The 13,965-nt window shown below is 69.0% G+C and carries 10 protein-coding genes and 1 tRNA gene; 4 read left to right on the top strand and 7 right to left on the bottom strand.

The annotated features are described in order from the left end of the window. Positions 1-53: 53 nt before the first annotated feature. Together purF and purM are read left to right on the top strand one after the other, a co-directional pair. On the top strand, positions 54-1,583 hold the full coding sequence (gene purF, locus ACFY2B_RS33805; protein WP_390766895.1) for an amidophosphoribosyltransferase: 1,530 nt from the start codon (positions 54-56) through the stop codon (positions 1,581-1,583). A 30-nt stretch (positions 1,584-1,613) separates the two neighbouring features. Then, a complete protein-coding gene (gene purM / locus ACFY2B_RS33800; RefSeq protein WP_390766894.1) occupies positions 1,614-2,678 on the top strand; it encodes a phosphoribosylformylglycinamidine cyclo-ligase in 1,065 nt (354 codons plus the stop codon). A 108-nt stretch (positions 2,679-2,786) separates the two neighbouring features. Here purM and ACFY2B_RS33795 read toward each other — a convergent pair whose 3' ends face one another. Both ACFY2B_RS33795 and ACFY2B_RS33790 read right to left on the bottom strand, forming a co-directional pair. After that, positions 2,787-3,038 (bottom strand): DUF3073 domain-containing protein, encoded by a 252-nt coding sequence (locus ACFY2B_RS33795; protein WP_376527657.1) that lies wholly within the window; start codon positions 3,036-3,038, stop codon positions 2,787-2,789. A gap of 413 nt (positions 3,039-3,451) precedes the next feature. Beyond that, complete coding sequence (locus ACFY2B_RS33790; protein WP_390766893.1) at positions 3,452-4,540, bottom strand: Leu/Phe/Val dehydrogenase; 1,089 nt, start codon at positions 4,538-4,540, stop codon at positions 3,452-3,454. Between the two features lie 285 nt (positions 4,541-4,825). On the opposite strand from ACFY2B_RS33790, the gene ACFY2B_RS33785 reads away from it, so the two are divergent. Together ACFY2B_RS33785 and bldC are read left to right on the top strand one after the other, a co-directional pair. Next, complete coding sequence (locus tag ACFY2B_RS33785; protein WP_390766892.1) at positions 4,826-5,671, top strand: hypothetical protein; 846 nt, start codon at positions 4,826-4,828, stop codon at positions 5,669-5,671. A 515-nt stretch (positions 5,672-6,186) separates the two neighbouring features. Beyond that, positions 6,187-6,393 carry a developmental transcriptional regulator BldC gene (gene bldC, locus ACFY2B_RS33780; protein ID WP_003949541.1) on the top strand — a complete coding sequence of 69 codons (207 nt, stop codon included), beginning with the start codon at positions 6,187-6,189 and terminating at the stop codon, positions 6,391-6,393. Positions 6,394-6,878: 485 nt separating this feature from the next. On the opposite strand, the gene ACFY2B_RS33775 is transcribed toward bldC, so the two are convergent. From ACFY2B_RS33775 to ACFY2B_RS33755, 5 genes are all read right to left on the bottom strand, one after another. Further along, positions 6,879-7,070, bottom strand: coding sequence for a DUF6274 family protein (locus ACFY2B_RS33775; RefSeq protein WP_390766891.1), 192 nt, complete (start codon positions 7,068-7,070; stop codon positions 6,879-6,881). 403 nt (positions 7,071-7,473) lie between these two features. Beyond that, positions 7,474-7,548, bottom strand: a tRNA-Asp gene (locus ACFY2B_RS33770). Positions 7,549-7,676: 128 nt separating this feature from the next. Next, on the bottom strand, positions 7,677-11,678 hold the full coding sequence (hrpA, locus tag ACFY2B_RS33765; RefSeq protein WP_390766890.1) for an ATP-dependent RNA helicase HrpA: 4,002 nt from the start codon (positions 11,676-11,678) through the stop codon (positions 7,677-7,679). A gap of 493 nt (positions 11,679-12,171) precedes the next feature. Next, positions 12,172-12,924: a hypothetical protein gene (locus tag ACFY2B_RS33760; RefSeq protein ID WP_390766889.1), complete on the bottom strand. Its 753-nt coding sequence runs from the start codon at positions 12,922-12,924 to the stop codon at positions 12,172-12,174. Between the two features lie 56 nt (positions 12,925-12,980). Continuing rightward, a complete protein-coding gene (locus tag ACFY2B_RS33755; RefSeq protein ID WP_390766888.1) occupies positions 12,981-13,826 on the bottom strand; it encodes a sigma-70 family RNA polymerase sigma factor in 846 nt (281 codons plus the stop codon). Between the last annotated feature and the right edge of the window lie 139 nt (positions 13,827-13,965).

Raw genomic sequence — 13,965 nt, 5'->3', positions numbered from 1 at the left:
GAGAGCCGTTAGCCAATTCGGACCAGTGGTCGATCTCGCCTACACTCGGTGCCGTGCCACGTGGTGACGGTCGACTCAATCACGATCTGCTCCCCGGTGAGAAAGGCCCCCAGGACGCGTGCGGCGTCTTCGGTGTCTGGGCTCCGGGTGAAGAGGTCGCAAAGCTCACGTACTTCGGGCTCTACGCCCTCCAGCACCGGGGTCAGGAATCCGCGGGAATCGCGGTCAGCAACGGCTCCCAGATCCTCGTCTTCAAGGACATGGGCCTCGTCTCCCAGGTCTTCGACGAGACCTCGCTCGGTTCGCTCCAGGGTCACATCGCGGTCGGTCACGCCCGCTACTCGACCACCGGTGCCTCCGTGTGGGAGAACGCCCAGCCGACGTTCCGTGCCACGGCGCACGGATCCATCGCCCTGGGCCACAACGGCAACCTGGTCAACACGGTCCAGCTCGCCGAGATGGTCGCCGAGCTGCCGAAGGACACCAACGGCCGCTCGACCCGGGTCGCGGCCACCAACGACACCGACCTGCTCACGGCCCTCCTCGCCGCCCAGGTCGACGACGACGGCAAGCCGCTGACCATCGAGGAGGCCGCGCACACGGTCCTGCCCAAGGTCAGGGGCGCCTTCTCGCTCGTCTTCATGGACGAGCACACCCTCTACGCGGCCCGCGACCCGCAGGGCATCCGCCCGCTGGTGCTCGGCCGTCTGGAGCGCGGCTGGGTGGTCGCCTCCGAGACCGCCGCCCTCGACATCACGGGCGCCAGCTTCGTCCGGGAGATCGAGCCCGGCGAGTTCGTGGCGATCGACGAGAACGGTCTGCGGGCGTCGCGATTCGCGGAAGCGAAGCCCAAGGGCTGTGTCTTCGAGTACGTGTACTTGGCCCGTCCGGACACCGACATCGCCGGCCGGAACGTGTACCTCTCCCGCGTCGAGATGGGCCGCCGCCTCGCCAAGGAGGCGCCCGCCGACGCCGACCTGGTGATAGCGACCCCGGAGTCCGGCACCCCGGCCGCCATCGGTTACGCGGAGGCCAGTGGGATCCCCTTCGGCTCCGGCCTCGTCAAGAACGCCTACGTCGGCCGGACCTTCATCCAGCCCTCGCAGACCATCCGCCAGCTCGGCATCCGCCTGAAGCTGAACCCGCTCAAGGAAGTCATCAGGGGCAAGCGCCTGGTCGTCGTCGACGACTCGATCGTGCGCGGCAACACCCAGCGCGCCCTGGTCCGCATGCTCCGCGAGGCGGGCGCGGCCGAGGTCCACATCCGGATCTCCTCGCCCCCCGTCAAGTGGCCCTGCTTCTTCGGCATCGACTTCGCCACCCGCGCGGAGCTGATCGCCAACGGCATGAGCATCGAGGAGATCGGTGTCTCGCTGGGCGCCGACTCGCTGGCCTACATCTCCCTCGACGGGATGATCGAGGCGACCACCATCGCCAAGCCGGACCTGTGCCGCGCCTGCTTCGACGGCGAGTACCCGATGGAGCTGCCGGATCCCGAGCTGCTCGGCAAGCGGCTCCTGGAGACCGAGCTGGCGGCCGGCCCGGCCGTCCCGGCCGCGGTGGACGCGATCCGTCGTCCGTAACACCTGTCGTACGACACGAAAGTCACCGTCATGCCTGAGACCACTGGTGCCAGCTACGCAGCCGCGGGCGTCGACATCGAAGCGGGCGACCGCGCCGTCGAGCTGATGAAGGAATGGGTGAAGAAGACCAGGCGGCCCGAGGTCCTCGGCGGCCTCGGCGGCTTCGCCGGTCTCTTCGACGCCTCCGCCCTGAAGCGCTACGAGCGGCCGCTGCTGGCGTCCGCCACGGACGGCGTGGGCACGAAGGTCGAGATCGCCCGCCGGCTGGGTGTCTACGACACCATCGGCCACGACCTGGTCGCCATGGTCATGGACGACATCGCGGTGTGCGGTGCCGAGCCGCTGTTCATGACCGACTACATCTGTGTGGGCAAGGTGCACCCCGAGCGGGTGGCCGCCATCGTGAAGGGCATCGCGGAGGGCTGTGTGCTCGCCGGCTGCGCGCTGGTGGGCGGTGAGACGGCCGAGCACCCGGGGCTGCTGGGCGAGGACGACTTCGACGTCGCCGGCGCCGGCACGGGCGTCGTGGAGGCCGACCGGCTGCTGGGCGCGGATCGCATCCGCACGGGTGACACGGTGATCGCCATGGCATCGTCCGGGCTTCACTCGAACGGGTACTCCCTGGTCCGTCACGTGCTGCTGAACCAGGCCGGGCTGTCCCTCGACGCCCGCGTCGAGGAGTTCGGCCGCACCCTCGGCGAGGAACTCCTGGAGCCGACCAGGATCTACTCACTGGACTGCCTGGCCCTGATCCGCACCACCGAGGTGCACGCCTTCAGCCACGTCACCGGTGGCGGGCTCGCCGCCAACCTGGCCCGGGTGGTCCCGGACGGCCTGCACGCGGTCGTCGACCGCTCCACCTGGACCCCCGGCCCGGTCTTCGGCCTGGTGGGCAACGTCGGCGACGTGGCGTGCCTGGAGCTGGAACGGGCGCTCAACATGGGCGTCGGCATGATCGCGGTGGTGCCCGCGGAGTCCACGGACGCGGCGCTGGCTACCCTGGCCGACCGTGGCGTCCCGGCCTGGGTGGCCGGCGAGATCACCGACCGGGGCGAGCACACCACGGGTGCGGAACTGGTGGGCGACTACGCGTAGGCCCGGTCCGGCGACGGCGCGGGGCCGGGTGTCCGTGACGACAGCACGAAACCCGGCCCGGTGCTAAGGGCCCCGGACCGGGAAGAAGCGGCTGGGCCGCTGCAAGCATCACGCGCCGCGACGGTGTTGCGAGGACTGGCCGTCCTCGTCCTCCTCGTCGTCGTCCTCATAGAGGTCGGCGTAGCGTGAATACAAGTCGTCGTCGTGCTCATCTTCCTCGAAGCGGTCGCCGTTCGGCGACTGGTTCGACGTCGATGCGCCCAGCTCCTCGGCCAGGCGTGAGAGGTCCGTCCCACCGCTGTTGTACTTCAGCTGGCGGGCGACCTTCGTCTGCTTGGCCTTGGCCCGGCCGCGCCCCATGGCTCGACCCCCTCAACGACGGGGCTCGACGGCCCCAGAGTCTGACACGCGTTCATGATCTGGAACGGACTCTCCGCGGAGAGGCCGGTCCGTAGGGCTCCCACGGTACCTGAGCCCGCGGCCATACGGTACGTCGCCCACAGGACGCGCGTCCGCACCGGACCTTCGAGGTGCCCCGTCCTCGCTGGTCAATGGCGATTTTAACCACTTATCGGGGGACGACCCGCCGGACGAAGTGAGAGTTCTCTCCACCTTGCGTCCGGCGGGTACCGCTCAAACGTGCGAACGTGGCGCCCCGAAGGGCGCGTGACCGTGCCGACACACGGCATGCGGCTGCGCCGCGCGGGCGCGTCCCGCCGTGCCCGAGCCGCACCCGAGCGACCGCGGAGCGCGGCGCCTCCGCGAGGGGAGCACTAGTGCGCCGTCCGCGCCTCCGCCATCCGCTGCTCGGCGATCCGGTCGGCCGCGGCGGCCGGCGGAATCCCGTCGTCCTTCGCACGTGCGAATATGGCCAACGTGGTGTCGAAGATCTTCGCGGCCTTCGCCCGGCACCGGTCGAAGTCGAAACCGTGCAGCTCGTCGGCGACCTGGATGACACCGCCGGCGTTCACCACGTAGTCCGGCGCGTAGAGGATCCCGCGGTCGGCGAGGTCCTTCTCCACGCCCTGGTGGGCGAGCTGGTTGTTGGCGGCGCCGCAGACCACCTTGGCGGTGAGCACGGGCACGCTGGTGTCGCCGAGGGCGCCGCCGAGCGCGCAGGGCGCGTACACGTCCAGGCCCTCGACCCGGATCAGCGCCTCGGTGTCGGCGACCGCGGTCACGCCCTCGGGGTGCTGGTCGAGGATGTGGCGTACGGCGTCCTCGCGCACGTCCGTGATCACGACCTCGGCGCCCTCGTCCCGCAGGTGCCGCACCAGGTGGCGGCCGACCTTGCCGACGCCCGCGATGCCGACCCGGCGTCCGCGCAGCGAGGGGTCGCCCCACAGGTGCTGGGCGGAGGCGCGCATGCCCTGGTAGACGCCGAAGGCGGTGAGCACGGAGGAGTCGCCCGCGCCGCCGTTCTCCGGGGAACGGCCGGTGGTCCAGCGGCACTCGCGGGCCACCACGTCCATGTCGGCCACGTAGGTGCCGACGTCGCAGGCTGTGACGTAGCGCCCGCCGAGCGAGGCCACGAACCGCCCGTAGGCGAGCAGCAGCCGCTCGGTCTTGTCCCGCTCCGGGTCGCCGATGATCACGGCCTTCCCGCCGCCGTGGTCGAGTCCGGCCATGGCGTTCTTGTACGACATTCCGCGCGCGAGGTTCAGGGCGTCGGCGACGGCCTCCTCCTCGTTCGCGTACGGGTAGAAGCGGGTTCCGCCGAGCGCGGGGCCCAGGGCTGTGGAGTGGAGGGCGATGACGGCCTTGAGGCCGCTGGCGCGGTCCTGACAGAGCACGACTTGCTCGTGTCCACCTTGGTCCGAGTGGAACAGGGTGTGCAGGACGCCGTTGGTCACGTCGGTCACTGTGGTGACTCCCGGGTAAGTAGCGGCGGGTGGAGACGCGGCTCCTGGGGGTACCCCCGCACTTTTGGTAGCGGGGGAGGGCGGCGGGGTGCCGTGGCACGAGCGTAGAGCCTGTGCCGCCCGCCATCCGTACAGTGTTCAGGATCACTTCGGCGCGTCGTCCGCGGGCCCCTCGGCGTGGCACGATTTGCAGTGGTTTCCCGTCCGTCCGAGCGCGGCTCGGACGGGGTCCGAGTACGGGCCGCGCACGGGTTTCGAGCGGGGCCCGATGGGGAGGGAGCAGGCGTGCCCAAGGTGTCCTCGGTGATCGTCCCCTATGCGACGTACCTGCGTGTGTACGAGCCGCTGGCCGCCTTCCCGGAGCCGGAGCGCGGCCACTGGGCCCGCTACGCCCGCCGCCCCGACCGCCCCTCCTACCAGGACGAACTGCGCCGCTCCCTGGCCGACTTGCTGCCCACCCCGCCCATCCCGGTGCCGGTGCACGAGAGCGGCGACGCGTTCGTGCTGGACGTCGACGGAGTGGTCTGCGTCTGCCCCTGGCGCACCCGGCTGCGCGGCTGGCAGGCTCTGGGCGAGCCGACCGGGGAACTGCCGCCGGCGGTCCTGGACGCGGTGCTGCCGCCGGTCGTGCGCCGCCAGGCCGCCCAGGACTACGAGCGCTGGCTGGTCCGCAATCCCGACGCCCGGCCGTGGATCCGCACGGCGACCTGGCAGGTGCCGCTGAGCTGGTTCGTCCTGGTCTCCGACGACGAGCGGGAGTACGCCGAGGGCGCGGACGAGAAGACGCCGCCGCTGCTGCGCTACCGCACGCCGATGGTGCAGGCCCGGCGCCGGGTGGCGCGGGCGCTGCGCACGCTCAAGGAGGCGGTCGACGAGGGGCCGCTGATCGACGGCGTGCTGGACGTCGGACGCTGGCTGGAGGAGTTCCATCCGCGCTCGCTGGTGGAGCTGGACTACGGCGGTCTGGTGCACGTGGTGCCGCCGGGCGAGCTGGCCGGGGACCACTCGGCGGCGGACGTGGCCGAGGGCATCGACGCGCTGCGCCGGGGCGACGGGGAGGCGGCGGGCGAGGCGTACGGCCGGCTCGTGGAACGCTGGCGGACGGTCCGGGATCTCCGCTCCGCGAACTGACGGTATGTCAAAAGTGACCTGGGTCACGGCCGTGACGGCGGGGACGTCGTACGGTCGACGACACTTCCCTACGTGATGGGACGTTGGTCCTGATCCGGTCTTTTGCCTCATGGGTCATCAAGACCCTGTAAGGGTGATGGACTGCACTTAAGCGGCCCTTGCGTCTCTTGCCCCTCCTCGTGCCAAAATAGGACAAGGAGTCCGGGAGGGGCTCCGCATTGCTCGCTTTAGGGGGGTCTGGTGACACCTGCACGCCACTGTGACTGATCGTCACAGTGGCGTGACTGTCCGCTATGACATGGTCCATCGGCTTCCGTCGCTGATGAACACCTGGGAGGGCAATTCCATCGGTTTGGCCGACGCGGCTGGACAGATGGTGTAGTTGTAGTGCCGAGGACAAGCCGTTCGTCCTATAACCGACTCGACTCGCGTCCGCCATATCGGGCAACGCGGGTCAAGGTGCAGAATTTAGAGGAAAGAACCGAGAAACGTCGGTTCTCCCGAGGAGGCCGCTCATGACCGCTCGCACCCCTGATGCCGAGCCGCTGCTGACCCCGGCTGAGGTCGCCACGATGTTCCGCGTCGACCCGAAGACGGTCACGCGGTGGGCGAAGGCCGGAAAGCTCACGTCCATCCGTACGCTCGGCGGGCACCGCCGCTACCGCGAGGCTGAGGTCCGCGCACTGCTCGCGGGTATTCCGCAGCAGCGCAGCGAAGCCTGAACAACTCCATAACCGGGCAAAACGGCTGGTCCCCCAACTGGTCGCGGCGCCCGAACCCTAGTTCCAAGCGACGCGGGACCTGCCCCAACAGGGCCCACGCCCAAGCCGATCGCAGTGTTCTAGGCAGCGACACAGGGTGCGTCGTAGATCGCGCTGGACTCCGCCGGGTCCAGCGCGATCTTTTTTGTGTGCCGGCGGCCCGGGTGGCGGGGGTCTGTGAGCGGCCTTGTCGGAGTCTGGGGAGAGGTGTCGGAACCACTGTGAACCGGACGGGAGAGTGGTGCAATTGCACATATTAAATCGACCAGTTGTAGGACAAGCGTAAGCGCCACCTTTTCAAAAACTCCTTCGGTGACACCCGTCACATGCTCGGGAGCTTGTTGCCGTCGGCCTGTGTGCGCTAGAGGTCCTGTCCACGGCCCCTGTCGGAGCGCGCCTTCGGGCCCCATCGACCCACCGTGGTACGGCCGTTGGGCCGACGGTGGTCACGCAGGGAGGGTGCTCTCGACCCCGGTGGCGTCCTCCGGGACCTCGACGGCCGGCGGAGCGGAATCCATCGCTAGGCGCAGCAGACGGTGGCAGATCGCGCAGTGGCGGGTCAGATGCCGGTAGGACGTGGCAGCCGACAGATGCGCCCTCAGGAGCGCCCGCGTCTCGTGCCTGGCAGCTGCCGCCATGTGCCACCTCCACGGGCCCGTACGAGGGGACGGGTCCTCTTCCTTGGGTACCCGCGGAATGTGACGCCGTCAAGGCCGCCCCGGCCCCATCCGGCCGCGCGGGGCCGCCCGGAAACGGCCGGGAAGCGGCCCGGAAGCGGAACGGCACGGCGGCACGGGAACCGGCAGCACGGCGGCACCGCAACCAGCGGCACGGGAACCGGCCGCGCTGCCGCACCCGGGGACAGGTCGTCGCTCCGGCGGCACCGGAGCCGTAGGCACAGCGGCCGCACAAGGACGGCCGGCACAGTGGCCGCACAAGGACGGCCGGTAGAGCGGCACGGAAGCGGGGGAACGCGGCGGCGCGGAGCACGGGAACACGAGAAGGGCCCGCCCCTTGCCCGGGACGGGCCCTTCTCTACTGCGGTCCTGACGGGATTTGAACCCGCGGCCTCCACCTTGACAGGGTGGCGAGCACTCCAAACTGCTCCACAGGACCAGACGACCCCTCCCGGAAGCCTTGACGACTGGGGAGGATCCGCGGCGCCATTCGTGCGTTGCGCTGCGAGAAGAGACTGTACAGGAGGGTGCGTCCCTTGGTCGAACTCACTCAGCGTGCCAACACGACTACGGTACGGCCGCGTCGATCGCCTTCACGATCCGCTTGTCCGACACCGGGTACGCCGTCCCGAGGGCGTGCGCGAAATAGCTGACCCGCAGCTCCTCGATCATCCACCGGATGTCCAGGGCCGCGGCGGGCACCGGACGGCCCTGCGGGAACTGCTCCAGCAGCCACGCGTACTCGTCCTGCATCTCATGCACCTTCGCCATGCGCGTGGTGTCCCGCTGGACCCCCGTCGCCATCTGCTGGAGCCGGCGGTCCGCCGCCACCAGATAGCGCATCAGATCAGGCAGCCGCCGCACCCCCGCCCAGGTCACGAATCCGGGCTTCACCAGCCCGTCCAACTGGGCCCGGACGTCCGCCAGGTTCGCCAGCAGGGCGGGGCTGCGCACCGCCTTCAGACGGCGTTCGCACGACTGCCAGGCGGCCAGCACCTGCTGCACCTGGCCGACCGCGCGGACGGTCGTGTCGACGATCTCCGCCCGCACCTTGTCGTACAGCTTCCGGTACGACTCCTCGTCCCACACCGGACCGCCGAAATCGGCGATCAGCCGGTCCGCCGCCGCCATTGCGCAGTCGTCGAACAGCGCCTGCACGGAGCCGTGCGGATTCGCGGACAGGGCGAGCTTCTGCGGGTTCGTCAGCCGGTCGGCGGCGAACTTCGCCGGGTTCACCGGGATGGTGCGCAGGATCAGCCGGCGCGTACCCCGCCACATCGCCTCGGCCTGTTCCGCCTCGGTGTCGAAGAGCCGCACGGACACCGTGTCGCCGTCGTCCACCAACGCCGGATACGCCTTGACCGGCTGTCCGGCCCGGCGCGTTTCGAAGACGCGGGTCAGCGACCCGATCGTCCAGTCGGTCAGCCCCGAGCGCTCCAGGGATTCGCCGCCGGTGCGCTCCGCGGTCGCCGCCGCGGCCTGCGAGAGCGCCTTTCTGGCCTTCGGCTTCAGGCGCAGCCGCAGCGCCTCCAGATCCTTGTCCTCCGCGAGCTTGCGGCGCCGCTCGTCGACGATACGGAACGTGATCTTCAAGTGGTCGGGGACCTTCGACCAGTCGAAGTCGTCCGCTTCGAGGGGTACTCCCACCACGCGCTTCAGTTCACGCGCCATGGTGACCGGCAGCGGCTCCTGAAGGGGCACGGCCCGCTCCAGGAACGCCTTCGCGTAGTTCGGCGCGGGCACGTAATGCCGCCGGATCGGTTTCGGCAGCGAACGGATCAGCTCCGTGACCACCTCTTCCCGCAGGCCCGGGATCTGCCAGTCGAAGCCCTCGGCCGTGACCTGGTTGAGCACCTGGAGCGGAACGTGCACGGTGACACCGTCCGCGTCCGCACCCGGCTCGAACTGGTACGTCACCCGGAACTTGAGCGGGCCCTGGCGCCACGCATCGGGATAGTCGGCCTTGGTGACCGCCTCCGCCGACTCCCGGATCAGCATCTCCCGCTCGAAGTCCAGGAAGTCCGGCTGCTCGTGCCGCTGCCGCTTCCACCAGGAGTCGAAATGCGCCCCGGACACCACGTCTTCGGGGACCCGCTGGTCGTAGAAGTCGAACAGCGTGTCGTCGTCCACGACGATGTCCCGGCGGCGGGCCCGGTGCTCCAGTTCCTCGACCTCGCTCAGCAGCCTGCGGTTGTCCGCGAAGAACTTGTGGTGGGTGCGCCAGTCCCCCTCGACCAGCGCGTTGCGGATGAACAGCTCGCGGCTCCCCTCCGGGTCGATCCGGCCGTAGTTGACCTTGCGGTCGGCGATGATCGGTACGCCGTACAGCGTCACCTTCTCGTACGCCATCACCGCCGCCTGGTCCTTCTCCCAGTGCGGTTCGCTGTACGTCCGCTTCACCAAGTGCGCGGCGAGCGGTTCGACCCATTCCGGTTCGATCCTGGCGTTGACCCGCGCCCACAGCCGGCTCGTCTCCACCAGCTCCGCCGACATCACGAACCGCGGCGGCTTCCGGAACAGCGCGGAACCCGGGAAGATGGCGAACTTCGCGTTGCGGGCGCCCAGGTACTCGTTCTTCCCGGCGCCCTTCCCGCTCTCCCCGCCGGTGGTCTTCACGTCCTTCATGCCGATGTGCGACAGCAGACCCGCGAGCAGTGACACATGGATCAGGTCGTCGGAGGCGTCCTCCTCGTTGAGGTGGATGTCCATCTGTTTCGCTACGGTCCGCAGCTGCGTGTAGATGTCCTGCCACTCGCGGATGCGCAGGAAGTTCAGGAACTCCTGCTTGCACATCCGGCGGAACGACGACGAGCCCCGTTCCTTCTGCTGCTCCCGGAGGTAGCGCCACAGGTTGAGGAAAGCGAGGAAATCACTCGTCTCGTCCTTGAACCGGGCGTGCTGCTGGTCGGCCTGGGTCTGCTTGTCCGCCGGGCGCTCCCGCGGGTCCTGGATGGACAGCGCGGCCGCTATGACCATGACCTCACGCACACAGCCGTTCCGGTCGGCCTCCAGGACCATCCGGGCCAGCCGTGGATCGACCGGCAGCTGGGCCAGCTTCCGGCCGGTCTGCGTCAGCCGCTTACGGGGATCCTTCTGCACCGGGTCGAGCGCGCCCAGCTCCTGGAGCAGCTGCACGCCGTCGCGGATGTTGCGGTGGTCCGGCGGGTCGATGAACGGGAACTTCTCGATGTCGCCGAGGCCCGCCGCGGTCATCTGAAGGATGACGGACGCGAGGTTCGTACGCAGGATCTCGGCGTCGGTGAACTCCGGCCGGGCGTCGAAGTCGTCCTCGGAGTACAGCCGGATGCAGATGCCGTCCGACGTACGGCCGCAGCGGCCCTTGCGCTGGTTCGCGCTCGCCTGGGAGATCGGCTCGATGGGCAGCCGCTGCACCTTCGTACGGTGGCTGTAGCGGGAGATGCGGGCGAAGCCGGGGTCGATGACGTACTTGATGCCCGGCACGGTGAGGGAGGTCTCGGCGACGTTGGTCGCCAGCACGATCCGGCGACCGGAGTGCGGCTGGAAGACCCGGTGCTGCTCGGCGTGCGAGAGCCGGGCGTAGAGCGGCAGGATCTCCGTCCGCTGCCAGTCGGCGCCGGCGCCGCGCGGGGTCTTCCTCTTCTCCAGCGCGTCCGCCGTGTCCCGGATCTCCCGCTCACCGGACAGGAAGACCAGGACGTCGCCCGGACCTTCCGCCATCAGCTCCGCCACCGCGTCCGTGATCGCGGTGATCTGGTCCCGGTCGGCGTCCGCCGCGTCCTCGGTGTACTCCTCCAGGAGCGGCCGGTAGCGCACCTCCACCGGGTACGTCCGGCCGCTGACCTCGACGATCGGCGCGTCGCCGAAGTGCCGTGAGAACCGGTCCGGATCGATGGTCGCCGAGGTGATGACGACCTTCAGGTCCGGCCGCCGCGGCAGCAGCTGCGCCAGGTACCCGAGCAGGAAGTCGATGTTCAGCGACCGCTCGTGGGCCTCGTCGATGATGATCGTGTCGTAGGCGCGCAGCTCGCGGTCGGTCTGGATCTCGGCGAGCAGGATGCCGTCCGTCATGAGCTTGATGAAGGTGGCGTCCTGGTTCACCTGGTCGGTGAAACGCACCTTCCAGCCGACCGACTCCCCGAGAGGCGTCTTCAGCTCGTCGGCCACCCGCTCGGCGACCGTACGCGCCGCGATCCGGCGAGGCTGGGTGTGCCCGATCATCCCGCGCACCCCGCGGCCCAGCTCCAGGCAGATCTTGGGGATCTGCGTGGTCTTGCCGGAACCGGTCTCACCGGCGATGATCACGACCTGGTGATCGCGGATGGCCTCGGCGATCTCGTCCTTCTTCTGGCTGACCGGCAGCTGTTCGGGGTACGAGACGGCCGGTACGCGCGCCCGCCGTGCGGCGACACGCTCTTCGGCCCGTGCGATGTCCGCCTCGATCTCGGCGAGGACGGCGGCACGCGCCTCCGGCTTACGGATCTTGCGCGCACCTTCCAGCCGCCGCCCGAGTCGGTGCGCGTCACGCAGCGACAACTCGGTCAGCCGGGGGGCCAGGGCGCCTGGGGCGGGAGCGGGATATGCAGACATACGCGGTCCAGGATCTCATCCCGGGGAAATCGGTGGCGAACGATTTACCCCTGCCCCGGTTGCCGTCACCCGGTGACGTGGTTCAGCGCGGCCGGCTCCCTGGCCGCCGACCGCCGACCGGGCGGCTTTGAGGGCGAGTTGAACGACAGTCCGCCGGCTTCGCCCGCCCGGCCGTCACCGCTCACCGGCTCGGGCGACACGACACGCCCGGGGAGCCTGGCAGGCTGGCTCCGGAACCCCCTGCGACAGTGAAAAACCCCCGTCGATACTCCCGACGAGGGTCTTTGCGCAGTTCAGCGAGGGTGGCTGGGGCCGGGGTCGAACCGGCGACCTTCCGCTTTTCAGGCCGTGCCTGGGAGGCTGGGAGCCTGATCAGGTAGGCCGTGGGCGTCTTCGGTCGGCTGTGGTTGTGCGCTGCTGTTGGCGTACGGGTTGGCGTACGCCAACAGCTTCGTCGATCGCCCCCTGAGCTTGGGGTTCGTCCACTTCGGGGTCACCATTCGCAGAACGCCACGGAGGCGTCGTCACCGGACTTGTAGCGTGGCCAACGGCGACCTGTGGGGTCGGTGGCCTCGACCTGGCGCACGGTCTCAATCAGCTCTTGAGGACCCCCGGCGCGGAGCGTCGCGAAGACTTCGGACCAGGTGGCCATGCCGTACTCCGTCACAAGCCGGGAAACTCCATCGGACATGACCGAGGCGGCGCGGACTTCCCCGAGCGGGGTGGTTCCGGTCAGTGCATGCTCTGCCGCATCCGGGCCGGAAGCGGCTACCCAGTACCCATCCGCCGTGTTCCGGATTCGCCGTTGGGCGAGTACGAGGCGCTGTAGGGCCTCCCTGTGCCCCTCAGTGTGGGTCTCGTGCCTCTCGACCTCAGCCCTCAACTCGGGAAGTACGTCGTCCACCCGTAGGTCGGTGATGAGTGAATGGCCCTGCGGGCCGTCGAGAACGATGGGTGAGTCCGCAAGAACCAAGTGGTCAAGGGCGTCGTACCGGTGCCGCAGGATCGCGACAGTGGTCGAGGGCGTGCCTGGATTGCCGAGATCGCACTCAGGGTGAAGAGCGGCCACGCGTTCGAGTGCTTCCGCCAAGCCGTCCGAGAGAGGCCGTTCCGGCTCGGACAAGGCGGCCACGAGGTGGCTGCCGAGATGTGCCACGTACCACGGGACGCCGTGGCGGCATCCCGTGGCCAGACCCGCCGTGCTGAGTCCGTCCAGCACGACGGCAAGGGTGGGGGTGCCAGCCACCCAGTCCTCATTGGGAACGGCACCGCCCGGACGTGTGTCAATGCAGACGCGCATGATCAGCTCTCGTGTCGGTAGAGCGGAGTGACGCGACGACTCTCCAACACTTCGAGGGTCTTGGGGTCGTAGCGGCACGAAATGAGGGTGGAGAACCGGCGGGTACGAACCTCTCGGTACAGCTCAGCGAGGTTGTTCTCCAGGTAGTGCACCACGCCGTTGGCGCCAATGGCGTGGACACCCGCGATGTAGAGGAACGTCCCACGGCCGTCGAGCCGGGGAAGCCGTCCGAGGTAACCGAAGTCGCCAGCAGAACCGTCCTCGTCCATAGGCGAGCGGTACTCCTTCCCGGCTTTCTGGTCCACCAGGTGCCAGGCCCGATCCTTCGCAAACCGAAGGTTGTCGTCGCCTTCCAGTACCTGGGCGACGATGGGCGACAACCGGGGGCCACAGATGACCACGTGGTTGTCCCGGTTCAGGTTTACGATGCCCGTGGGCGGGATCACTTCGTACTGAGCGTCCAGCTTCATGCTGCCTAGCAGCTTCCGCAGGTGCTCGAAGTTGTCGAGGTCTTCCCTGGTCACCACCTCACTTGGGTTCTGGTCGGGGCCCTTGCCCGCTTCGTACTTTCCGCCGAGCGACACGGTCACCAGCTCCGTGCCGAAGAATGCGCGCTCGGGGGGCGGACCGGCGGACGCGAGTTGCCCCACGCGACCGCGACTTACGCCGAGTTTCACGGCGATCTCGGACTGAGTCATGCCAGATGCCTGTGCTTCCTCAATCGCCTCGCGTCGAATCCGGGACAGCTCCAGCACCCGGCCCTGGTAGGTCGCCATCAGGTCGATTGCCGCTTTGGCCCGATCGACCGGGGCCGCGATCTCAGCGACCCGCTTCACGTCGTCTTCCACTGCTCTCCAACCGTCGCGCCTAGGGGGGCTATCAAACTCTACCGCGAGAGGGGGTTGCGCACAGCCCCTCACTTTGCCTACGGTACCTATCAAGCGAGACGGCAAGCCCCCCTAAGCAAACCGGGGAGCGGCCCTCTAT

Origin of the sequence: Streptomyces sp. NPDC001270, from assembly GCF_042896695.1 — a bacterium.
GTDB lineage: Bacteria > Actinomycetota > Actinomycetes > Streptomycetales > Streptomycetaceae > Streptomyces.
The sequence above is the reverse complement of the archived record's forward strand: the minus strand, read 5'-3'. Positions and strand labels throughout refer to the sequence as shown.

Excerpts from the sequence above, each read along its gene's own strand:
- purM (WP_390766894.1), top strand. The coding sequence starts at position 1,614 with ATGCCTGAGACCACTGGTGCCAGCTACGCAGCCGCGGGCGTCGACATC.
- ACFY2B_RS33795 (WP_376527657.1), bottom strand. The coding sequence starts at position 3,038 with ATGGGGCGCGGCCGGGCCAAGGCCAAGCAGACGAAGGTCGCCCGCCAG.
- bldC (WP_003949541.1), top strand. The coding sequence starts at position 6,187 with ATGACCGCTCGCACCCCTGATGCCGAGCCGCTGCTGACCCCGGCTGAG.
- ACFY2B_RS33775 (WP_390766891.1), bottom strand. The coding sequence starts at position 7,070 with ATGGCGGCAGCTGCCAGGCACGAGACGCGGGCGCTCCTGAGGGCGCAT.
- hrpA (WP_390766890.1), bottom strand. The coding sequence starts at position 11,678 with ATGTCTGCATATCCCGCTCCCGCCCCAGGCGCCCTGGCCCCCCGGCTG.